Source organism: Citricoccus sp. K5, assembly GCF_902506195.1.
GTDB lineage: Bacteria > Actinomycetota > Actinomycetes > Actinomycetales > Micrococcaceae > Citricoccus.
Genome location: NZ_LR732817.1, coordinates 3,301,562 through 3,322,883 on the forward strand (window position 1 = coordinate 3,301,562; position 21,322 = coordinate 3,322,883).

Annotated in this window: 17 protein-coding genes and 1 riboswitch; of the genes, 11 read left to right on the forward strand and 6 right to left on the reverse strand. The window is 68.9% G+C overall.

The window, feature by feature from the left end; translation table 11 throughout:
- Positions 1-26: 26 nt before the first annotated feature.
- The 3 genes from BOSE125_RS14880 to BOSE125_RS14890 form a co-directional block, all read right to left on the reverse strand.
- The gene (locus tag BOSE125_RS14880) at positions 27-1,178 is read right to left on the reverse strand and encodes an MFS transporter (protein WP_159555261.1); all 1,152 of its coding nucleotides are present in this window, start codon (positions 1,176-1,178) and stop codon (positions 27-29) included.
- 3 nt (positions 1,179-1,181) lie between these two features.
- Positions 1,182-1,628: a type II 3-dehydroquinate dehydratase gene (aroQ, locus tag BOSE125_RS14885; RefSeq protein WP_159553792.1), complete on the reverse strand. Its 447-nt coding sequence runs from the start codon at positions 1,626-1,628 to the stop codon at positions 1,182-1,184.
- 121 nt (positions 1,629-1,749) lie between these two features.
- Complete coding sequence (locus BOSE125_RS14890) at positions 1,750-3,147, reverse strand: MFS transporter (protein WP_159553794.1); 1,398 nt, start codon at positions 3,145-3,147, stop codon at positions 1,750-1,752.
- A 272-nt stretch (positions 3,148-3,419) separates the two neighbouring features.
- Here BOSE125_RS14890 and BOSE125_RS14895 point away from each other — a divergent pair, with 272 nt between their 5' ends.
- From BOSE125_RS14895 to BOSE125_RS14915, 5 genes are all read left to right on the forward strand, one after another.
- A complete protein-coding gene (locus BOSE125_RS14895) occupies positions 3,420-4,187 on the forward strand; it encodes an IclR family transcriptional regulator (protein ID WP_159553796.1) in 768 nt (255 codons plus the stop codon).
- 230 nt (positions 4,188-4,417) lie between these two features.
- Positions 4,418-5,266, forward strand: a complete 849-nt coding sequence (locus BOSE125_RS14900; RefSeq protein WP_159553798.1) for a sugar phosphate isomerase/epimerase — start codon at positions 4,418-4,420, stop codon at positions 5,264-5,266.
- 69 nt (positions 5,267-5,335) lie between these two features.
- Positions 5,336-7,135: an FAD-dependent oxidoreductase gene (locus BOSE125_RS14905; protein ID WP_159553800.1), complete on the forward strand. Its 1,800-nt coding sequence runs from the start codon at positions 5,336-5,338 to the stop codon at positions 7,133-7,135.
- Positions 7,136-7,188: 53 nt separating this feature from the next.
- Positions 7,189-8,076, forward strand: a complete 888-nt coding sequence (locus BOSE125_RS14910; RefSeq protein ID WP_159553802.1) for a shikimate dehydrogenase — start codon at positions 7,189-7,191, stop codon at positions 8,074-8,076.
- A gap of 22 nt (positions 8,077-8,098) precedes the next feature.
- Positions 8,099-10,072, forward strand: coding sequence for a sugar phosphate isomerase/epimerase and 4-hydroxyphenylpyruvate domain-containing protein (locus tag BOSE125_RS14915; RefSeq protein ID WP_371300623.1), 1,974 nt, complete (start codon positions 8,099-8,101; stop codon positions 10,070-10,072).
- Between the two features lie 13 nt (positions 10,073-10,085).
- On the opposite strand, the gene BOSE125_RS14920 is transcribed toward BOSE125_RS14915, so the two are convergent.
- Positions 10,086-11,564 carry a DHA2 family efflux MFS transporter permease subunit gene (locus tag BOSE125_RS14920; protein WP_159553804.1) on the reverse strand — a complete coding sequence of 493 codons (1,479 nt, stop codon included), beginning with the start codon at positions 11,562-11,564 and terminating at the stop codon, positions 10,086-10,088.
- Between the two features lie 237 nt (positions 11,565-11,801).
- Here BOSE125_RS14920 and BOSE125_RS14925 point away from each other — a divergent pair, with 237 nt between their 5' ends.
- Positions 11,802-12,161 (forward strand): hypothetical protein, encoded by a 360-nt coding sequence (locus BOSE125_RS14925; protein WP_159553806.1) that lies wholly within the window; start codon positions 11,802-11,804, stop codon positions 12,159-12,161.
- 54 nt (positions 12,162-12,215) lie between these two features.
- On the opposite strand, the gene BOSE125_RS14930 is transcribed toward BOSE125_RS14925, so the two are convergent.
- Positions 12,216-13,007, reverse strand: a complete 792-nt coding sequence (locus BOSE125_RS14930; protein ID WP_159553808.1) for an SDR family NAD(P)-dependent oxidoreductase — start codon at positions 13,005-13,007, stop codon at positions 12,216-12,218.
- Positions 13,008-13,203: 196 nt separating this feature from the next.
- On the opposite strand from BOSE125_RS14930, the gene BOSE125_RS14935 reads away from it, so the two are divergent.
- From BOSE125_RS14935 to BOSE125_RS14955, 5 genes are all read left to right on the forward strand, one after another.
- Complete coding sequence (locus BOSE125_RS14935) at positions 13,204-15,033, forward strand: BTAD domain-containing putative transcriptional regulator (protein WP_256375997.1); 1,830 nt, start codon at positions 13,204-13,206, stop codon at positions 15,031-15,033.
- 81 nt (positions 15,034-15,114) lie between these two features.
- Positions 15,115-15,209: riboswitch (SAM riboswitch) on the forward strand.
- Positions 15,210-15,312: 103 nt separating this feature from the next.
- Positions 15,313-16,620: an acyl-CoA dehydrogenase gene (locus BOSE125_RS14940; RefSeq protein WP_159553812.1), complete on the forward strand. Its 1,308-nt coding sequence runs from the start codon at positions 15,313-15,315 to the stop codon at positions 16,618-16,620.
- Positions 16,620-18,050: an MFS transporter gene (locus BOSE125_RS14945; protein ID WP_236558049.1), complete on the forward strand. Its 1,431-nt coding sequence runs from the start codon at positions 16,620-16,622 to the stop codon at positions 18,048-18,050. Before BOSE125_RS14940 ends, BOSE125_RS14945 begins: the two co-directional genes overlap by 1 nt.
- On the forward strand, positions 18,047-19,420 hold the full coding sequence (locus BOSE125_RS14950; RefSeq protein WP_159553814.1) for an LLM class flavin-dependent oxidoreductase: 1,374 nt from the start codon (positions 18,047-18,049) through the stop codon (positions 19,418-19,420). Before BOSE125_RS14945 ends, BOSE125_RS14950 begins: the two co-directional genes overlap by 4 nt.
- Before the next feature lie 100 nt (positions 19,421-19,520).
- Positions 19,521-20,381 (forward strand): siderophore-interacting protein, encoded by an 861-nt coding sequence (locus BOSE125_RS14955; protein ID WP_159553816.1) that lies wholly within the window; start codon positions 19,521-19,523, stop codon positions 20,379-20,381.
- 57 nt (positions 20,382-20,438) lie between these two features.
- Here BOSE125_RS14955 and BOSE125_RS14960 read toward each other — a convergent pair whose 3' ends face one another.
- The gene (locus BOSE125_RS14960; RefSeq protein ID WP_159553818.1) at positions 20,439-21,113 is read right to left on the reverse strand and encodes a heme oxygenase (biliverdin-producing); all 675 of its coding nucleotides are present in this window, start codon (positions 21,111-21,113) and stop codon (positions 20,439-20,441) included.
- Positions 21,114-21,322: the final 209 nt, after the last annotated feature.

The following is a 21,322-nucleotide window of genomic DNA, read 5'->3' on the forward strand; positions in this document are numbered from 1 at the left end:
GCCGTCACCCATCGACCTGCGGTAGCTCAGCGGCCGGCCGTGACCTCTGCCGCGGTGGCCACGGGGGCACTGAAGACGGCCCGGTGGCGGAACCGGACGAGTAGCCCCAGGAGCGCGGAGGCCACGGAGACGACGATGCCGAGCCAGACCACGGTCTGGTAGGGGCCGCGGAGAGCCTCTCCAGTGGCATCGCCGAGGATGACACTGGTCAGGAACGGCAACACGAACGCCGCCAGGCCGGACGCGAAGCCGATGGCAGAAGTCACCACGCCCTTGTTGGCCGGGAAGAACTCGGCGAGGACCACCACGGTCAACTGGAAGAGCCCGCCGGCGGCGAAGTAGCCGACCATGAACGCGCTGATGCTGTAGAGGACGGGATTCTCCGAGGTCAGCAGGAGCACGTAGGCGATCGTGGTCATGATCGGGTTGATGATCAGCAGGGTGGTGGGCCTGACCCAACGGGCCACGAGGGCGGCGTTGACGAAGACGCCGAGCAGGGAGCCGATCGCGTAGACGGAGACCAGGCGGGAAGCCTCTGAGGAGGACATTCCGGCCAGGTTCTGACCCATGCCGGGCAGCGACTGCTGGGCCAACCAGAACGCGCCGGTGGAGGTGAATCCGAAGATCACCAGGGCCACGCCCTCCACGGACAGCTTGGCACCGGGGACGGAGCCGGCCGGTGCGGGGCTCTGGCCCTCACTCTTCTGCGGTGCCTGCTCACGGTCCGGGAACTTCACGAAGAACATGGCGACGAGGATCAGGGCCAGGAGGGCGGCCGCGCCATAGAAGGACGTCTGCCAGAAGAGCCCGCCCGCCACGAGGATCGGCAGCAGGAGTTGTCCGATGGCGATGGCCGCCTTGACCAGGAGATTGGCTGAACCCGCCTTCCGCGGGAACGATTCCATGAGGGCCGGATAGGCGCCGGAGTCCAGGAAGGCGTTGGCGATGCCGAACCACAGGGACAGGATGAAGCCGATCACGTAGTTCGTGCTGAAGGCCATGCCCACGAAGAACACGACGTTCATCGCCAGAGAGGTCATGATCATCGGCCGCCGGCCCAGCCGGTCGGACAGGAAGCCGGCGACGACCGGGCCGATGAGCTTGCCGATGCCGATGCCCGAGATGGCGAGGGCGATCTGGGCCTCCGTGGCGCGGGACCCAGGGCGAGGGGCAGGCAGGGTCTAGAGCAGGCGGGCCAGGTGCTCCAGTGCCAGCCGGTAGCCGTGCACGCCGGCGCCGGCGATGACCGCCTCGGCCACCTTGGAGACGTAGGAGTGGTGGCGGAACTCCTCGCGCCGGTGGATGTTGGTGATGTGGACCTCGATCACCGGTAGTTCGGCGGCCAGCAGGGCGTCCATGATGGCAATGGACGTGGTGGTGTAGCCGGCCGGGTTCAGGATGATGCCGCTGCCGGAGGCACGGGCCTCCTGGATCCAGTCGATGAGGACCCCCTCATGATTCGACTGCCGGAACTCCACGGCCAGACCGAGGCCCGAGGCGGTCTCCTCGCACAGCTCACGCACGTCGTCCAGCGTCGACGTGCCGTACTTCTCCGGCTCGCGCTGGCCCAGGAGGTTCAGGTTGGGGCCGTTGAGCACGAAGACGGTCTTGATGGTGGGCGGGGTCATGATCACTCCTGGGTGGCTGGGCCGCTGCGCGACCGGTGGTGATTCTGCAGAGGACGGGGCCGGATGGTCCGGCCCCGCCCTCGGTCTCATGTGGTGCGGCCAGTATCCCAGGCCGGTGAGGTCAGTGCTTGGAGCCGTGGTGCAGCCCGGCCTCGATCTCCGCGTCGGACACCGGGTTGCCGAGCTCGCGCAGCGGCGTCTTGTAGGTCTCCCGGGTGGTCAGTGCCACGAGGGTCGCCAGGATGGTGGCGCCGGTGACGATCCAGGCGGCCGGGCCCCAGTTCGCATAGTTGTCCCCCACCAGCGCGGTGGCGATCATCGGGGTGAAGCCGGAGACCAGGATGCCCACCTGGAGACCCACGGCTACTCCGGAGTAGCGCACCTTGACGTTGAACAGCTCGGAGAACCAGGCCGGGTAGACCGCGTTGGACATGGCATAGGTGACGCCCAGGATGATGGTGGAGGTGACGAAGATCAGCGCGATGTTCGCGGTGGCGATCGCGTTGAAGTACACCCAGATCATCACGGCGGTGGTGGCCGTACCGGCGATGAAGGTCGGCTTGCGGCCGATCTTGTCCGAGAGGTAGGCGGCCGCCGGAGTGGTGAAGATGGCCACGATGTTGCCGACGATGGTCACCCACAGCATGGTCGAGGAGTCGATGCCCACGGACGTCGCGTAGGAGAGGCCGAAGGCCTGCATCAGGGTGTTGGTCACGACCTGGAGGGACAGGATGGAGATCTGCACGAACTGCACCGGGTGGGTCTTCAGCATGACCAGGAAGGGGGCCTTCTCCTGTTCGCCGGCGTCCTTGGTCTCCTGGAAGTCCTCGGGTTCGGCGAGCTGCCGGCGCACGAACCAGGCGACGGCGAGCACGAGGATGGACGCCAGGAACGGCAGGCGCCAGCCCCAGCTGAGGCGGTCGGCCTCGTCCATGGCGGTGATCGGCAGGAAGGCCAGAGAGGCCAGGACGATGCCGGCGGCGATGCCGGAGATGGAGAAGGACGGGAAGAACCCGCGCAGGCCGACGGGGGCCTCCTCGGTGCTCAGCGCGGACGCTCCGGCGATCTCAGCGCCGGCGGACAGGCCCTGGGCCAGTCGCAGCACCACGAGCAGGATCGGGGCCCAGAGGCCGACCTGCTGGTAGGTGGGCAGCACGCCGATGAGGAAGGTCGCCACGCCCATCAGCAGCAATGTGGCCAGCAGGATGGACTTCCGGCCGACCCGGTCGCCGAGGTGGCCGAAGACGATGGCGCCGAACGGGCGGGCCACGTAGGCCACGCCCAGGGTGCCGAACGAGGCCACCATGGTCAGGGCATCACTGCCGGTGTCCGGGAAGAAGATGTGGGGGAAGACCAGCGAGGCGGCCGTGGCGTAGACGAAGAAGTCGTAGTACTCCAGGGCGCCGCCGAGGAAGGCGGACCAGCCGGCCCGCTTGGCCCGGGTCATCCGGTATTGCTGCTGTTCCGGTGTCAGGGTCTCCAGCGCGCCGCTGGTGTCCTGCTGGATGGTGGTGCTCATGTGTTCTCCCAGGGGGACGTGGTCGTGGCCAACCTCGGGTCCGGGGCTACCTCCGCGCTTTCTGTCCGCGGGGCGGTCGGATCACCGACAGGGGGTCGGGTGGCCGGTGACACTCGTTGCTGTGAACGGGGTCACGGTGCTTCAGAGAAGCCTTCCCGTCCCACCCGGATGCCGCCAAAATCCAGCCCATTCAATGGGTTATGATCGCCACGGTGCCCAAGGCGCCGAGGTGGTTCCCGGTGTGTGCCCGGGCCTGATGAGAGGACGTGACGGTGGCGAATTCCAGGTCCGGTGAATCGGTCGTGTCCCGGGTGGCGCGCCTGCTGCAGTGCTTCGACGCCGACCACGGTGAGCTCTCGGCCGCCGAGCTGGCCGAACGGGCCGGGCTGTCCACGTCGACCACCCACCGCCTGGCCTCGGCCATGGCAGACGACGGCCTGCTCTTCCGCACGGGCCGCGGCCGTTTCCGCATCGGCCTGGCCCTGTGGGAGGCGGGCCAGCGTGGCACCCGGTTCCAGGCCTTCTCCCAACTGGCGCTGCCGTTCATGGAGGCCATCCACGTCACGCTGAAGCAGAACGTCAGCCTCTCCATCCTGGATGAGTCGACGGCGGAGATCGTCTACCTGGAGCGGCTCACCCATCGCGGAGCCCAGGAGGACCTGACCAAGGTGGCGCTGCGTCAGCCGGCTCTGTCCGTCTCAGCCGGACTGGCCATGCTGGCCTTCTCGCCGGCATCGGTGCAGGAGCGGATCCTGTCCATGCCCTGGGACCGCAGCGCGCTGCAGTCGGGTGTCACCGAGGGGCACATGAGACGCCGGCTCGCCCAGGCCCGGGTGGACGGGTATGTCCATCTGCCCGGGGTGCTGGTGGGATCGCTGGCCGGCCTCGCGGCGCCGATCCTCGATACGCACCGGCGGGTACTGGGTGCGCTCGCCATCGTGCAGACCATGGCGGACGTCAACCTCAAGGTGCAGGTTCCCGTGCTGCTCTCGGCCACGCGCGGGCTCTCGGGGATGGTCGGGAATCTGCCTCGCGACTGAGGTGGCGGATGGGCTCGACGGCGGGAGGGCGGCTCCCGCTCGTGCGTGCGTCCTGAGCGCGTGTGAACCCTGAGCGCGCGTCGCGGTCTTTGTGACCCGCTTCACCGGAAATCCTGTTCAATGGGACGCGTGGTGGCCTGCCGCGTGTGAAGCGGGTTACATAAGGGGCGACGCGGCTCGCCTGCGTTCCGCCACACCAATCTCGCCCTTCAGAAAGTGGGTCATCCCTGATGCCAGCAGCCAACGGACGCCTGATCGGCCTGGCACCCCTGTCACTGCTCTCGGTAGCGCCGCCGAACCTCGTGCACCACGCGGCCGAGGCCGGTTTCGATTTCGTGGGCGTCCGGGTACGCCCGGTGACCACGGCAGAGAAGCCCTACGACATGCAACCGGGATCCCCGTTGCTGGCCGAGACACTGGCGCGGATGGCGGACACGGGCGTAGGGATCAAGGACATCGAGTTCCTGTTGCTGGACGGCACGGACCAGCGGGACGCCTGGTTGCGGATGTTCGAGGCCGGTCAGGCGCTCGGTGCCGAGTCGCTGACCGTGGCGTGCGGAGATCCGGACCTCTCACGTGCCCGGGACACCCTGGCGCAGATGGCGGAGGACGGGCGCGCCTTCGGGATCAGCCCCGCGCTGGAGCCCATCAGCTACCAGACGGTCGCCTCGATACCGTTGGCGGACGAACTCGCCGTGTACGCCGGATGCGACATCCTGGTGGACACCCTGCACGTGGGACGGTTCGGGGGAACGGCGGAGGAACTCTCCGCGGCCGCCTGCCGTGCACCGCTCGTGCAGCTCTGTGACGCCCCCGCCGAGCGCCCTGCAGACCGCGAGGGCCTCGTGGAGGAGTCCCGGTCCGCTCGCCTGGTCCCCGGCGAGGGTGGCCTGGAGCTGGCCGGAGTCCTGGCAGCACTGGAATCCGGGCTGGCAGATACGCCGCGAGCCGGCACCCAGCTGCCCGTCTCGTTGGAGGTCCCGAACGACGCCGCCGTCGCGCGCCTGGGAGCCCAGGGCTGGGTGGATCACCTGAAATCCGCCGCCCTCGCCCTCCTCGGTGAGGGCGCGATGCGCTGACAGCGCCGCCGCCACCTCCCGGCACTACCCTCCTCAGAAATCCCCAGCAAGAGAAGTGAGATCGCTCCCATGCCCCAGACCGCAACCCCCTACCTCCTGTCCGAGGAAGAGGCCCTCACGCTTGACGTTCCGGTGGAGGACGTCGACGTCCTGGTCGCCGGGTCCGGAGCCGGAGGACTGGCCGCGGCCGTGACGGCGGCGTATCACGGCCTGTCCGTGATGGTCGCCGAGAAGGCACCGGTCTGCGGTGGGGCCACGAGCTGGTCCGGCGGCTGGGCCTGGACCCCGGGGACGGCTCTGGCCCGGGCGGAAGGGGTGGACGAGGACCGCGAGCAGTTCCGCGCCTATCTGCGAGCGGTGCTCGGCGAGCGCTACACCGAGGCCGCGGGGGAGAAGATCGACGCGTTCCTCGAGGCCGTTCCCCACATGGTCGGCTTCTTCCACACCAAGACCTTCATGCGCTTCGTCACCGGTGCCAAGATCAATGACATCTATGGAGACCTCCCCGGTGCGGGCACCGGCAACCGCTCCGTGGGCCCGGCGCCCGTGAACGCCAAGGAGTTCGCGCCGGCGCTGCTGAAGAAGATGCGCCGGCAGTACTACCCCACCTCCTTCTTCGGCATGGGCATCATGGCCGGCCAGGACCTCTCCACCTTCCTCAAGGCCTCCAAGCTCAAGCCCGAGGGCTGGGTCCACTCGGTCAAGCGGGTGGTCCCGCACATGCTGGACATGGTCACCCGGGGCCGGTCCATGCACCTCGTCAACGGCACGGCCCTGACCGGCCGCCTGATGAAGTCCGCTGACGATCTCGGAGTGGACATCCGCGTCAACACCCCGGTCCAAGGCCTCGTCCGTTCTGCGGACGGCCGCATCACCGGCGCCATCGTCGGCGCTCCCGACGGCGGCCGGTACGTCCGCGCGCAGCGCGGCGTGGTCCTGGCGACCGGAGGATTCCCTCAGGACGTGGACCGGCGGCGAGAGGTGTTCCCCCGGACCCCGACGGGCAACGAGCACTGGACGCTGGCCCCCGAGGAGACCACCGGGGACGGACTCGACCTGGCGCTGGCCGCCGGCGGCGTGTTCGACGCGGACATGAAGGCCCCGGCCGCCTGGTGCCCCGTCTCCCTGGTGCCCTACCCGGGCAACCGGCACGGGGTGTTCCCGCACATCATGGACCGTGCCAAGCCCGGATCCATCGGCGTGCGCCGGGACGGCCGGCGCTTCGTCAACGAGGCCAACGGCTACTACGACTATGTGGACGGGATGCTCGCGGCCACGCCGGAGGGCGAACCGGTGGAGTCCTGGCAGATCGCCGATTCCACCGCCATCCGCCGTTACTCGCTGGGCTTCGCCAAGCCGATCCCGATGCCGCTGACCCCGTACCTGAAGACCGGATACCTCGTGAAGGGGGACACGCTCCAGGAACTGGCCGAGAAGTGCGGGATCGATCCGGAGGGCCTGGCCCGGACGGTGGCCGAGTTCAACGCCAACGCCCGGCGCGGCGAGGACCCGGAGTTCTCCCGCGGTGCCACCGCGTTCAACCGGTACGGCGGAGACCCGGAGGTGGGCCCCAACCCGTCCCTGGCACCGCTCGAGAAGGGTCCGTTCTACGCGGTCCACGTCCGCCCCGGATCCTTCGGCACCTTCGCCGGGATCGCGGCGGACACCAAGGCGCGGGTGGTGGATGCCGGCGGGGCGCCCATCGAGGGGCTGTACACGGCGGGCAACGACCACGCCTCGATCATGCGTGGCTTCTACCCTGCCGGCGGCATCAACCTCGGCCCCGCCCTGACCTTCGGGTACCTGGCCGGGCGTGACCTGGCCGGCGCCACGGTGTACGAGGACGACGGTGCGCAGGCCCCGGCCTGACGGGACTACCGTTAAGGGCGGCCACCGGGAATGAACACGAAGAAGGAGTACGCATGAGCACCGTCGGGGAATCGTATCTGGTCGGACTGATCGGGGACGGGATCACGGCGTCGCTGAGCCCGCCCATGCATGAGAAGGAGGGCCGCGAGCACGGGCTTCTCTACCTCTACCGTCCGGTGGACGTGGCGGCGCTGGGCTTCGAGGGCCAGGCGGCCCAGGACGAGGCGCCGCGGCTGTTGGAGTACGGCCGCCGCCTGGGCTTCAACGCGTTCAACATCACCCACCCGTTCAAGCAGACCATCATGGATCACCTGGACGAGGTGGACGAGGATGCCCGCAACCTCGGCGCGGTGAACACCGTGGTGTTCGAGGACGGCCGTTCCGTGGGCCACAACACTGACTACTCCGGCTACATCACCGGACTGCGGAACACCCTGACGGATCCCGACCTGGGCTCCGTGGTCCAGCTCGGCGCCGGCGGGGCCGGCTCGGCCGTGGCCTACGCCCTCCTGCGCGCCGGGGCGGGCAAGCTCACCCTGATCGACCTGGACCTCGAGCGGGCCACCGCCCGCGCCGCCGACCTGCAGGGGCAGTTCCCGGACCAGCAGGTCACGGCCCGCCCGCATGTCGAGCTGCAGGACGCCCTGGCCACCGCCACCGGCTTCGCCCACTGCACCCCCGTGGGGATGCACACCCATCCCGGCATCCCGGTGGACGCGGCGTGGCTGCGCTCCGAGCTGTGGGTCTCCGACGTGGTGTACCTGCCGGTGGAGACCGAACTGGTGGTGGCGGCCCGCGCGGCCGGCTGCCAGGTGGTGGACGGCGGGACGATGGCCGTGGGCCAGGCCCTGGACGCGTTCGGTCTGATGACCGGGCTCAGCGCCGATCCCGAACGGGTGCGTGCCCACTTCCTCGAGCTCGTCGCCGCGAAGCAGGGCTGAGAACCGACGTAGGGTTAATGGCATGAGCCAGAGTGTCCCTGCCGTCAATGCCGCCAACGCCGTGAACGCAGGCCCCACCCGTATGTCCCGGACGTCAATCGCCACCGTCTGCCTGGCGGGCACGTTCGAGGAGAAGATGCGCGCCGCCGCGGAGGCCGGCTTCGATGGGATCGAGGTGTTCGAGCCGGACCTGGTGGCCTCGCCGCTGTCCCCGGAGCAGGTCCGCGACCTCGCTGAGGAACTCGGGCTGACTCTGGACCTCTACCAGCCGTTCCGGGACCTGGAGGGGGTGGAGGAGAGCGCCTTCCAGGACAACCTGCGCCGGCTCGAGGGCAAGTTCCAGCTCATGCGGCGCCTCGGCGTGGACCTGATCCTGCTGTGCTCCAACGTCGGCACCGCCACGAGCTGGGAGGATGAGGTCGCGGTGGACCAGCTCCGCCGAGCTGCTGATCTCGCCGCCCGCTACGAGATCCGCATCGCCTACGAGGCGCTGGCCTGGGGTCGGTTCGTGAACACCTACGAGCACGCCTGGTCGCTGGTGGAACAGGCCGACCGGCCCAACCTCGGCGTCTGCCTGGACTCGTTCCACATCCTCTCCCGCCGCGGCGACGTCAGCGGCTTCCGGGCGATCCCGGGGGAGAAGGTGTTCTTCGTGCAGATGGCGGATGCCCCGATCATGCTCATGGACGTGCTGTCCTGGTCCCGCCACCACCGCAACTTCCCCGGTGAGGGCGGTTTCGACCTGGTCACCTTCATGCGGGAGCTCTACGCCACCGGCTACACGGGGCCGATCTCCCTGGAGGTCTTCTCGGACGTCTACCGGCAGACGGAGTCCGTGCGCACCGCCCGGGAGGCCATGCGCTCCCTGCAATGGCTGGACGACGCCCAGGCGGGGGAGGCGCCCGCTCACCCCACCGGCTGGGACTTCGCCGAGGTCCGCGCCGCGGAACCAGCGGACCTGGCCGAGGTGCTGACGCAGCTGGGTTTCGCGGACCACGGACGCCACCGCACCAAGGACGTCCACCTCTTCTCCGCCGGCCACGCCCGCGTGGTCACCAACGACCGCACCGAGGCGCCGCTGGAACACGCCGGCGGCTCCGTCATCGCCTCGATCGGCCTGCAGGTGCCGGACCCCCGGTCCACCGCGGACCACGCCCGTGCCCTCCACTACCCCAAGGCCTGGCGGGCCAACCGGGCGGATGAGATGGTGCTGCGCGGGGTGCAGGCCCCGGACGGCACCGAGGTCTTCCTCGCGCCCACCTCGGCCGCCGCACCCCAGTGGGTGGCCGAATATGGCCGGAACGACGGCGGCCGGGTCACGGGTGCCGAAGCGCCCCGTGACGCTGGGGCTGGGGCGGAATCGGCCGGCGTCGTGGCCGGGGACGGGCTGATCCTCGGAATCGACCACGTCAACCTGGCCCAGCCCTGGCAGTGGTTCGAGGAGGGCGTCCTGTTCTACCGGTCGCTGTTCGGGCTCGAGGCGCAGGTCAGCAACGATGTCCCCTCACCGCAGGGACTGGTGCGCTCCGAGGTGATGCGCACTCCGGACGGCGCCGTCCGGGTACCGCTGAACCTGATCCCACACGGCCTGGACCCGGGACGGTCCTCCACCACCCGCACGGTCACCGGCCAGATCGACCACGACGAACTCCGGCTGAAGGCCGCCTACCCGCAGCACGTGGCGTTCCTGGCCTCGGATGCCGTCGAGGTGGCGCGCCGTGCCCGTGCCCGGGGACTGCGCATGCTGCCCGTCCCCTCGAACTACTACGAGGACCTGGCCGCACGCTTCGCCCTGGACGAGGCCTTCCTGGCCGAGCTGCGGGAGAACGACGTGATGTACGACCGGGACGAGGGCGGGGAGTTCCTGCACTTCTACACCCGCACCGTGGGCACCGTGTTCTTCGAGGTGGTTGAGCGCCGCGACGGCTACGAAGGCTACGGGGCAGGCTCAGCACCGGTCCGGCTGGCCGCCCAGTACGACCTGGACCGCCAGTAACCCCTCCCACCCGTCAGTGGACGGGAGTGCCCTCCGGGGCAGGCGCCGGGGAGTGGGCCACGGCGTCAGGCTCCTCATCGGCCGGAACCGACTTCACGAAGAACGAGCCCGCGAACGCCACCAGGGCGATGACGGCGCCCCAGATCATGGCGTTGTGGATGCCGGTCATCAAGGCCCCCATCGGTTCCGCGCCGCTCTGCGCCCCGGCGAGCGTCGCCGTCGTCATGACGGTGATGAACACCGCGGTGCCGGCCGCTCCGGCGACCTGCTGGACGGTGGACAGGATGGCCGAGCCGTGCGAGTACAGGCGGCGCGGCAGGGAGCCGAGGGCCGCCGTCATCAGCGGGGAGAACATGAAGGACAGGCCGGCATTGAGCAGCATGTGCCAGGCGATGATGTTGCCCTGGGTGCTCTCCGCGCTCAGCGTCGTCATGCCCCACAGGGCCACGGCCAGCACGGCGGACCCGGGGACCACCAGGGGGCGGGCGCCGAAGCGGTCGAACAGCCGACCGACGATCAGGCCCATCACGCCCATCAGCAGGCCGCCCGGCAGCAGCATCAGGCCGGTGTCCTTGGCGGAGAGGCCCAGGATCTGCTGCAGGTAGATCGGCAGCACGATCAGGGTGCCGAACATGCCCATCATGCCGATCGCCATCATGGCCAGGGACAGGGTGAAGGTCGGGGTCTTGAACACGCGCACGTCCAGCAGGGCGTGGTCCCGCAGGGACAGCTGGCGCCACGTGAACACGGCCAGGGACAGGATGCCGATACCCAGGGGGATCCACGGCGCGATGAGGGCGTTGCCCTCCGCGGCGGAACCGATGCTGCTCAGGCCGAACACGAGGCCGGCGAAGCCCAGGGCAGACAGGACCACGGAGAGCACGTCCAGGGGCAGCCGCCGGGTCTCGGTGACATTGCGGATCATGGTGGCGCCGAGGATCAGGGCCAGCGCGGCGATCGGCAGCATGATCCAGAACATCCACCGCCAGTTGAGGGCGTCGAGGATGACGCCGCCGATGGTCGGACCGGTGGCCGGGGCCACCGCGATGACGATCGAGATCACGCCCATGGTCCGGCCGCGGCGGTGGGCGGGCACCACGTTGAGCACCGTGGTGAACAACAGCGGCATCATGATGGCGGTGCCGACGGCCTGGATGACGCGGCCGAGGACGAGCACCAGGAACGTCGGCGCCAGTCCGGCCACCAGCGTGCCCAGCAGGAAGCTGGCCATGGCGATCAGGAACACGGTGCGCAGCGGCAGCCGGGTCAGCAGGAAGCCGGTGATCGGGATGACCACGGCCATCGTGAGCATGAACGCGGTGGTGATCCACTGGGCGATCGAGGCGCTGATGGCGAACTCGCCCATCAGCTCCGGCAGGGCCACGGACATGACGGTCTCATTGAGGATCACCACGAAGGCGGCGACCACGAGCAGCCAGATGACCCGCGACGCCCCGGCGGGAACGGTCGGTTCAGCGGATTTCTGGGTCATCACGTCGGGCGTGGCATCGGGCGTTCTGGCAGCCGAAGTCGACACGGCGTTCCTCTCTTGACAAGCACTTGGAGCCAGTGGGCTCCGGGAGTGCAACACTCGTCCAGTGTGCCGTTATTCCCGCGGAACCGTCGCATCCAAAGCTGCTCGATGGCAGAGGTCTTCATCACGGTCCACCTGTCCGCGGTAGTTCCTGGGCAATGTCAGGCAGCCGTGCGGGGTGCTACCGTCTGCCGCATGGCGCTTCCCGAGGACTGGATCGAGCACCGTCGCGAGGACGGTGAGCCCGTCGGCTGGATCGTGCCCGACGGCGGCGGGTTCCGTCCCATGGACATCCTCGGCCGCCCGCTGAGCGAGGAGCCGATCGAGTGGCTGGACGCGGAGGAGAGGCTCGACGCGCGGGGCCTCGGCTTCCTCGCGGACCGTCACCGACTGCGGTCGGCCGATGGGACCGAGCGCCCCGTGCGCATCAGCCAGGCCAGCCCCGACGGGATCGTGGTGGTCGCCGACGAGTTCGGGGCAGCTTCCGCGGTGGGTGCCGGCGCTGAGGAGTTCCACCTGCCGTTTCCTGCGCCAGAAGGGTTACGCACAGCCTGACGATGGGCGGGGAGCCCCGTTCGAAGGGGGCAGGTCAGGGTGGTCAGTGCGCGGTCAGAACAGCGTCGTCAGGACACCTCCATCGACCCGTACCGCTGATCCGTTCGTTGCGGAGGCCAAGGGACTTGCCAAGAAGGCCACCATGTTCCCGATCTCGGCTGGCTCGATGAACCGTTCCAGTAGGGACGTCTGGTTCGTGGCGATGATGTCGCCTTTCATCTCGCTTGCCGAGACGTCCCGCAGGGCGGCCAGCGCCTCGATCGTCTGAGCGACGCCGTCCGAGTACGTCGGGCCGCCCAGGACTGAATTCACGGTCACACCGGTGCCCCGGGTGAGTTTCGCCAGCCCGTTCCCCACCGCAGCCATGGCCGATTTCGACGTGCCGTAGTGGATCATGTCGGCCGGAATGTTCACGCCCGATTCGCTGGTCACGAAGATGATCCGGCCCCATCCCCGCGCGAGCATCGCCGGCATCACCCGCCTGGCGAGTCTCACCCCGCTGAGCACGTTGACTTCGAAGTACAGCCGCCAGTCTTCGTCCGAGATGCCGTCGAACGGTTTCACCTCGAAGAGTCCGACGTTGTTGATGAGGATGTCGATGTCCGTCAACCCGGAGCAGAGTCGATCCACCTGACGCGGATCGGAAAAATCGGCAGCCACGCCTTCGACGGCGACCTCGGGCAACTCGGTCCGCAACGACTCAACCGCATCGGAGAGTTTCAAGGGATCCCGGCCGTTGAGTGTCACGTCAGCGCCTTCTCTGGCCAACGCTCTCGCAATCGCCAAGCCGATCCCCTGGGAGGAACCACTGATGAACGCCTTCTTCCCGCTGAGCTGCAGATTCATTCTTCTCCTTCAAGCCTCTTGGCCACGTTTCACGGCGGCGATCGCCGGCGGTGCCCACACCGTCAGCACCGTTGAACGCCACGGTGCCGCACCTGGATCAGCCCTGAATCAGTGGACGAGGGCGGATAAGTAACATGAGCGGGTGAGCGAGCTTCGGATCTGTGTCCTCGGTCAGGTCCGTGCCGAGATCGAGGGCGTGCCCCTACGCCTCTCCCGGGCCCGGCATCGCGAGATCCTCGGGATCCTGATAACCGCGCAGGGGCGGGCAGTGTCCACGGGCGGGCTGGTCGAGGATTTGTGGGAAGATCCCCCTGACGGCGCGGTGGGGGCCGTGCGAACGTTCGTCGGTGAGATCAGGAAAGTGCTCGAGCCACAGCGTCCTCCGCGAGTCCCTTCGGAGATTCTCGTGACCGAGGGTGACGGCTATGCCCTGAGGCCCGTGCCCGCGGCGGTCGATCTCTGGCGCGCCGAGCAGGCCATTCGGGCCGCAGACGGCAGGAGCCCCGAAGTCAGCGAACCGTTGTTGTCTGCCGCGTTGGACGAGTGGCGCGGAACTGCCTTCGAGGAGTTCAGACGGCAACCGTGGGCCAAGAGTGAGAGGGCTCGGGTCGAGAGACTGCGGGCGGGAGCCGTGGAGCAACTGGCAGAAATTCGCCTCACGCTGGGTCGGCCACACGACGTCGTGGCGCTGCTCGAGGCTCAGATCGAAGAGTTCCCGTGGCGGGAAGAGGGCTGGAGGTTGCTCGCCCTTGCCCTGTACCGGTCTGCACGCCCGGGAGAAGCTCTGGACATCATCGCCCGTGCCCGCACCACTCTCATCGGGAGCCCCGGGGCCGATCCACGTGAGCGGTTGACCGAACTCGAACGCGGCATCCTGCGTCAGGATCCGGCACTGGAGGTCCAGGACGGCGGGTCAATTCTGATGCGGACCGCCGCAGTCCAGGCACGGACCAGTCAGCGGACCCAACTCGAAAGCGCCACTGCGCTCCTGCCCCTCCTCGCGGTCTCCGGCGCCGTTGAGGTGGCGGCGGAACAGCGCACCGCCGTGATCGCCGCCGCCGAGCATGTCGGCGATCCGGAAGTGGCGGCCCGAGTCATCGGCGGTTTCGACGTGCCGGGAAGCTGGACCAGGTCGGACGATCCCGCGCGTTCGACGGCGATCGTCGAGGTGGCCCTCCGAACGCTGACGGCCCTGCCGCTTGGCGCATCTGACCGGTTGCGGGCGCGACTCCTCGCCACCATCGCCATGGAGTCCCGTGGCACCGCGAACCGACTCGCCGAGGCTGCCGAGGCAGAGCGAATCGCACGGCGGCTTGGCGACGCCGCCCTGTTGTGTTTTGCCCTCAGCTCACGCTATCTGCAGAGCTTCGAGACGGCAGGCCAGGCAGGGACTCGCGACATGCTCGGTGCTGAGATCGTTGCTGCCGCCGTCGGCGCGGAATTGCCGACTTTCGAGATCGAGGGACGACTGATCAGGATGCAGGCGCTCTGTGCCCTCGACGACGTAGCGGCGGCTTCTCGGCAGGCCGACCTCATCGACGCACTCGCAGAACGCTTCGATCGTCCGCTGGCTTCTGTCTTCACCGCGTGGTTCCGGTGGTCCTTCATGGGCCGCCCTCCACCACCGGAAGGAACGGAGATGCCTGGATTCAGGGACGGGTTGTCCGGACTGGCAGAACTTACCCGGGCTGTTCGAACCGGGACGGAGCTCCCTGACAGCCGGTTCGGACCCTACGAACCGTGGGCCAGGCCGTTGCTCCTGGCCAGGCAGGGGCGGCGCGAGGAGGCCGCCGCCGCTCTCGATGCGGTTCCAGATCCCCCGGACGACCTGATGCTCGAGGTGGCATGGTTCCTGACGGGCCTCGCGGCGGTCGAGAGCGGACACGACCTCGCCGCTCGTCGTGCGTACGACGCCCTTCTGCCAGCGGCAGGCGAGCGAGCGGGCGGCAGCGGGGCCATCGACCTCGGCCCGATCGCACCGCTGCTTGACCGGCTCAGGGCGGCTGCGTTCGACGGCCGGAGCTGAGTACTTCCCTCGACACACTGTGTGAAGCGACGTGACGCCAGACACAGCACTGGAGCGCCGATGTCCGTTAACGTGGGCGGGTAACCATCCAGAGCGGCCGAGAGACCTGGCTCGTCGACGCCGCAGCAACCCGTGGGGATTCCCCAGCCGGGTGCTACCGCCAGGACCGATGGAGATCCCACGGCTGAAGCGGTTCCCTGAACGTTGTCGCTTCGAATGACCCAGCACGGTCTGGACCCCGCCACGGGAATCCTTCGGTGAGACCGAGAGGACCACCGAATGACCGCGACACCCCGCACCATCGCCGCCGTCCAGCCCGGCGCGAACCTCAGCGGCGGCCTGCCCACGGACTACGCCGGTCTCAAGAGGCACTTCCAGCCGCTCTTCGAGGACATCGCGGCGGGGTCCCTGGCCCGGGAGTTGAACCGCGAGCTGCCCTTCGACGCCGTCCGGAGCCTCGACGAAGCCGGGTTCGGGACCCTGAGGGTCCCCGTGGCCCACGGTGGTCCGGAGGTCAGCCTCCAGGACTTCTTCCACCTGCTGATCGACCTGGCCGAGGCCGATTCCAACGTGGCCCACATCTACCGCTCGCACTACGGTTTCCTCGAGGCCCTCCGCTTCCAGCCGCGGGAGGTCCAGGACGTCTGGTATCCGCTGGTCCTGGCGGGCGCCACGGTGGGCAACGCCTCCACGGAGAAGGGCGGCAATGCGCTGGGCGGTCTGAACACCACGCTGACCCCGACCGCCGGCGGCATGGAGCTCAACGGACAGAAGTTCTACGCCACCGCCTCCATCTTCTCCGACTACACCCGCGTCTCGGCCGCCCGTGCCGACGCCGACGGCGGGCCGCTCGACGGCCGTCAGTTCGCCGTGGTGGCCACCGACGCCGAGGGAGTGGTCCTGGAGGACGACTGGGACGGCTTCGGGCAGAAGCTCACGGGCACCGGAACCGCGACCTTCACGAAGGTCACGGTCCCCGCCCACGGGGTGCTCGACCGCGTGCCGGGCTCCGCCGAGGCCGTTCACGAGGCCGCCTTCTTCCAACTCGTGCTGCTGGCGGTCCTGGCCGGGATCGCCCGCGCCTCCCGCCGGGATGCCGTGGCGACCATCGCCTCCCGCAAACGCACCTTCAACACCGGTTCCGGCCTGCCGTTCCGCGAGGATCCGCTGATCCAGGAGGCCGCCGGACGCATTGCCGCGAAGGCCTTCACCGCCGAGGCCACGGTGCTCCACGCCGCCCGCGCCCTGGACGCCGGCATCACGGCCGCCGAGGCCGTCGGGGCCGACCGCCCGGACTTCACCGGAGACGTCCCCGCCGAGCTCTACGGTTCCGAGCTGGCCATCGAACACGCCACCATCACGGTGCCCGAACTGGGCATCGGAGCCGCCCAGGACCTGTTCCTCACCGTGGGCGCCTCCGCCACGTCCACGAAGAAGGCCATGGACCGCCACTGGCGCAACGCCCAGACCGTGGCCACGCACAACCCCATCGCCTTCCGTGCCCGGTCCCTGGGGGACTACTGGATCAACGGGACCCTGCCCGAGGGCCTCAATGCGATCGGCGATGCGAAGGGCGGCCAGGGCTGATGGGCGCCACGAACATCCTCTCCGGCAAGAAGCGGATCCTGGCCTCCGCCTTCGCCGGCACCACCATCGAGTGGTACGACTTCTACCTCTACGGCACGGCTGCGGCGCTGATCTTCAACGTCCAGTTCTTCCCGATGGCCACCGAACTCGGCGGCATCGTCGCCTCCTTCGCGACCCTCGCCGTCGGGGTGATCGCCCGGCCGCTCGGCGGGATCATCGCAGGCCACCTGGGGGACCGGATCGGCCGCAAGGCGCTGCTCGTGGCGTCCCTGGTGCTGATGGGGGTGGCCTCCACCCTGATCGGGCTGATGCCCACCTTCGAGGTCATCGGCTGGTGGGCCGTCGTCGGGCTAGTGTTCCTGCGGATCCTCCAGGGCCTGTCCGCCGGGGCCGAATGGGGCGGTTCGGCGCTGCTGAGCGTGGAGCACGCTCCCGCACGGCACCGCGGCTTCTTCGGATCCTTCACCCAGATCGGCTCCTCCGCCGGCATGCTGCTGGCCACCGGCGCGTTCTTCATCATGCAGAACATCATGAGCGCCGAGCAGTTCGCCGCCTTCGGCTGGCGCATCCCGTTCCTGCTCTCCGCCCTCCTGGTGGCCGTGGGCCTGTGGATCCGGCTCGGCGTGGCCGATGCCCCGGAGTTCCTGGAGCACCAGGCCTCGGGCAACGTGGCCAAGGCACCCCTGAAGGAGCTGCTGGTCCATCACCGGCGGCCACTGCTGGTCACCATCGGCCTGCGCCTGGCCCAGAACGCCATCTACTACCTCGTCACCGTGTACATGCTGACCTACCTGAGAGATGTCCGCGGGGACAGTGCCTCGGGCGTGACGGCGGTGATGGTGGCCTCGGCCATCGGCCTGTTCTCCACGCCGTTCTGGGGCTGGCTGTCCGACCGGATCGGCCGCCGAATCATGTCCGCGGCCGCCTACGCCGCCATCGGGGTCTTCGGCTGGGTCCTCTTCGCCTTCCTCGACGCCGGCCCGCTCGCCTTCCTGCCCCTCGTGGTGATCCTGGGCATCAACGTCATCCATGACGCGATCTACGGGCCGCAGGCGGCCTGGTTCGCCGAGCAGTTCCCCGTCCACGTCCGGTACTCGGGCGTGAGCCTGGGCTACCAGGTCGGCACCGTCCTGGGCGGCGGGCTGATGCCGATGATCGCCGCCCTGCTGTTCGCCGCCGGCGGGGAGGCCCCGTGGCTGATCGCCGGGTACCTGACGGTGCTGTCCGTCATCTCCGTCGCCGCCGCGCTCGCGGCGAAGGATCCGGCCAGCCAGCAGCGCGGCACGGAGCTGACGGACCTGCACGCCGTCCCGGTGGCGGGCGATCCCGCGCTGTCCCCCGAGCACCAGGCCTCAGTCGGCACCACAGCCGGTACCGCAACTGACCCCGATCGCCCCACCGAGAGAACGTCTGAAAGGACGACTGTATGACCCGCCCCCTCCTCCTGAACGCCTTCGACATGATGGTCCCGGTGCACCAGTCCCCGGGCCTGTGGAGGCATCCGGAGTCCGGGGCTTCCGGGTTCGACACCCTGGAGTACTGGACCGGGCTGGCCCGCACCCTGGAACGGGGCGGATTCGCCTCACTCTTCCTGGCGGACATCCCCGGCGTGTATGACGTCTACCGGGACTCCACCGACGCCACGCTGCGCGGCGGCGTGCAGGTTCCGCTGCTGGATCCGCTCGTGGTGGTGCCCGCCATGGCTGCCGTGACCGAGCGCCTCGGCTTCGGGATCACGGCCTCCGTCACCTATGAGGCGCCATACCTGCTGGCCCGTACCTTCGCCACCCTGGACCACCTGACCCGCGGCCGCATTGCCTGGAACGTGGTGACCTCCTACCAGGACTCAGCGGCCCGGAACTTCGGTATGGACCAGCAGATCCCGCATGACGAGCGCTATGACCGTGCGGACGAGTACCTGGAGGTGATGTACAAGCTGTTCGAGGGGTCCTTCGAGGAGGGTGCCGTGGTGGCCGACCGGGACCGCGGCGTCTTCGTGGACCCGGAGAAGGTCCACCCCGTGGGGCACCGTGGCAGGTTCTTCTCCGTGCCGGACCAGGCCCTCACCCACCCCGGACCCCAGGGCACTCCGTTTCTGTTCCAGGCGGGGGCCTCGAAGCGCGGCCAGGACTTCGCCCTGGACCACGCCGAGGCCATCTTCCTGATCGGCAACACCACCTCCCTCGTCCGCCAGTGGGTGGACGGCATCCGCGCCGGACTGGCCGAGCGCGGGCGCACCCGGGACGCCATCCGGATCTTCACCATGGTCACCGTGGTGGTCGCGGACACGGACGAGGAGGCCCAGGCCCGGCTCGAGGGCTACCGGGAGTTTGTGGACATCGACGGCGCTCTGGCCCTGTTCGGCGGATGGACCGGGGTGGACCTGGACGGCTCAGACCCGGACGCCCCGCTGGAGTACATCAAGACCGAGGCGAACCAGTCGGCGCTCGCAGCTTTCACCAAGCTGTCCCCGGACCGGACCTGGACCGTGCGGGACCTCGCCGAGTTCATCGCCATCGGTGGCCGCGGACCGGTGATCGCCGGGTCGCCGCAGACGGTGGTGGACGAGCTGATCCGCTGGCAGGAGGCCACGGACGTGGACGGTTTCAACATCTCGGCGGCCGTCCGCCCAGCGGACCTCGAGCGGTTCTCAGACCTGGTGTCTCCCGAGCTGCGGCGGCGCGGGCTGCTGCCGGACGAGCCGGCCGAGGGGGCCGGCGTCGGGACCCTCCGTGAGGTGATCCTGGGCAACGGCCCACGTCTGGCGGATGACCACCGAGGGGCCGCCTTCCGGCGCTGAGAACCGCCCGGATTCCGCCCGTCGGGTAACCGCAGGGGGTGCCGGCGCGAAATGACGTACGGTCGAACTGAATACGTCATCGACTCCGAAAGAGGACTCCATGTCTACGTCCCCCTCCGTGCGCAGTGGTGCCCGTCCTCCGCGCCAGCCCAAGCCGCCAGTCTTGCTCGAGGTGGTCGCCACCGAGCGGATCAGCGCGCACCTGGTGCGCCTGACGCTGGGTGGGCCGGGGTTCTCGGAGTATCAGGACAAGGACGCCACGGACAAGTACATCAAGCTGATGTTCGCGGACCCGGCGCTGGGCCTCACGATGCCCTATGACATGGAGAAACTCCGCGAGACCCTGCCCCCGGAGAAGATGCCCGTGCGCCGCACCTACACGGTGCGGTCCGTGGACCACGACGCCGGCACCCTCACCGTCGATTTCGTGGTGCACGGGGACGAAGGCCTTGCCGGCCCCTGGGCGGCCCACGCGAAGGTCGGTGACCCCGTCACCTTCGGCGGCCCCGGCGGGATGTACCTCCCCGACCCGGCGGCCGACTGGCACTTGCTGGCCGGAGACGAGTCAGCCGTCCCCGCGATCGCCTCCGCCCTGGAGGCCATGCCCGCGGATGCCGTCGGCCTCGCGATCATCGAGGTCGCCGGGCCGGAGGACGAGGTCGCCTTGACCGCCCCGGGCGGCATCGAGGTCATCTGGCTGCACCGCGGCGGTAGCTTCACGCCTGAGTCCACCACGCTGGCCCATGCGGTCATCGAGGCGCCGTGGCGCGAGGGTGATGTCCAGGTGTTCGCCCACGGGGAGCGGGAGATGGTGAAGGACCTGCGCCGGTACCTCTCGGATGTCCGCGGGGTGGACCGGCGGCGGATGTCCCTGTCCGCCTACTGGGCCTACGGCCGCGCCGAAGAGGCCTTCCAGGCCGAGAAGAGTGAGCCGATCGGCCAGATCTTCCCCGACGCGTAACGGTTCTCGTCGTTCCGAAGCGTTGCGGGCCTCACTGTGGCCCTGGGCGCCAGCTGCTCAGGCGGCGACGCCGGCCAGCCTCCGGGACAGCCCGTCCAGGTCACGGAACATGTCCTTGTTGAACTGGAAACCCCGGGACGCCTCCTCGATGAAGGCCTCCTCCTGCTCCGGCGTCAGGCCGAGTGAGTCCAGCTTCAGCCGGTAGCCGTCCTTGTAGACCTTGGGCTTCTCGATCTCCTCGAACCGGTACATGGCCAACTGGTCCGGGTTCAGCCCGTAGTGGCGGGAGACCATCTTGCCGATGGCCAGACCGCCGGAGAGATCGCCCAGGTACCGCAAATAGTGGTGGGCGGCGAGCCGCGCGTGATCATGCTCCACTTCGGCGATGCGCCGCACGTAGGCCCGCGTGGACGGCAACTCGGTGGGGGCCTCGTCCAGGCCTGCGGCGGGCAACAGGTTCGCCAGGTCCTGCCGGATGAAAGGGGCCCGCTCGAGCGCGGGATCGAACAGATCCGCCACGGGGCCCGGTGAGGTGACGCGGGCCAGGGCCACGGAGTCCTCCAGCTGGTGATAGATGTGCTCGTACTGGGACAGCAGGAGGGCATAGTCCCGGGCCGAGCGGCGTCCGCCCATGAGATCGGTGATGAACGCAGAGGTCTCGGCCTCGTGGTGGTCGGCCTGGGTCAGCTCGCGGACGCGAGCCGAGAGGGTCGGTGCGGGGGAGGTGGTCATGGGGAGCCCTTTCGGAAGGTGACGGTGCGGGGATGCATGGCGTGACTCACGTCATCTTCGCAGACAACTTGTGATTTGTTTAGGTAAGGCTTACCTTAACGTTAGCTGAATGCGCCACACAATCGTTTCGTAATGCGCTCGGCAAGCATCTCACTAGCACCTTTGGATGGTCCGCGACTTCCGCGCCGGACCGTTCTCTCCGAGAGGAC

Excerpts from the sequence above, each read along its gene's own strand:
- BOSE125_RS14930 (WP_159553808.1), bottom strand. The coding sequence starts at position 13,007 with ATGAATCTGCAGCTCAGCGGGAAGAAGGCGTTCATCAGTGGTTCCTCC.
- BOSE125_RS14890 (WP_159553794.1), bottom strand. The coding sequence starts at position 3,147 with ATGAGCACCACCATCCAGCAGGACACCAGCGGCGCGCTGGAGACCCTG.
- BOSE125_RS14955 (WP_159553816.1), top strand. The coding sequence starts at position 19,521 with ATGTCTACGTCCCCCTCCGTGCGCAGTGGTGCCCGTCCTCCGCGCCAG.
- BOSE125_RS14900 (WP_159553798.1), top strand. The coding sequence starts at position 4,418 with ATGCCAGCAGCCAACGGACGCCTGATCGGCCTGGCACCCCTGTCACTG.
- BOSE125_RS14915 (WP_371300623.1), top strand. The coding sequence starts at position 8,099 with ATGAGCCAGAGTGTCCCTGCCGTCAATGCCGCCAACGCCGTGAACGCA.
- BOSE125_RS14920 (WP_159553804.1), bottom strand. The coding sequence starts at position 11,564 with ATGACCCAGAAATCCGCTGAACCGACCGTTCCCGCCGGGGCGTCGCGG.
- aroQ (WP_159553792.1), bottom strand. The coding sequence starts at position 1,628 with ATGACCCCGCCCACCATCAAGACCGTCTTCGTGCTCAACGGCCCCAAC.
- BOSE125_RS14905 (WP_159553800.1), top strand. The coding sequence starts at position 5,336 with ATGCCCCAGACCGCAACCCCCTACCTCCTGTCCGAGGAAGAGGCCCTC.
- BOSE125_RS14925 (WP_159553806.1), top strand. The coding sequence starts at position 11,802 with ATGGCGCTTCCCGAGGACTGGATCGAGCACCGTCGCGAGGACGGTGAG.
- BOSE125_RS14950 (WP_159553814.1), top strand. The coding sequence starts at position 18,047 with ATGACCCGCCCCCTCCTCCTGAACGCCTTCGACATGATGGTCCCGGTG.
- BOSE125_RS14960 (WP_159553818.1), bottom strand. The coding sequence starts at position 21,113 with ATGACCACCTCCCCCGCACCGACCCTCTCGGCTCGCGTCCGCGAGCTG.
- BOSE125_RS14940 (WP_159553812.1), top strand. The coding sequence starts at position 15,313 with ATGACCGCGACACCCCGCACCATCGCCGCCGTCCAGCCCGGCGCGAAC.
- BOSE125_RS14945 (WP_236558049.1), top strand. The coding sequence starts at position 16,620 with ATGGGCGCCACGAACATCCTCTCCGGCAAGAAGCGGATCCTGGCCTCC.
- BOSE125_RS14910 (WP_159553802.1), top strand. The coding sequence starts at position 7,189 with ATGAGCACCGTCGGGGAATCGTATCTGGTCGGACTGATCGGGGACGGG.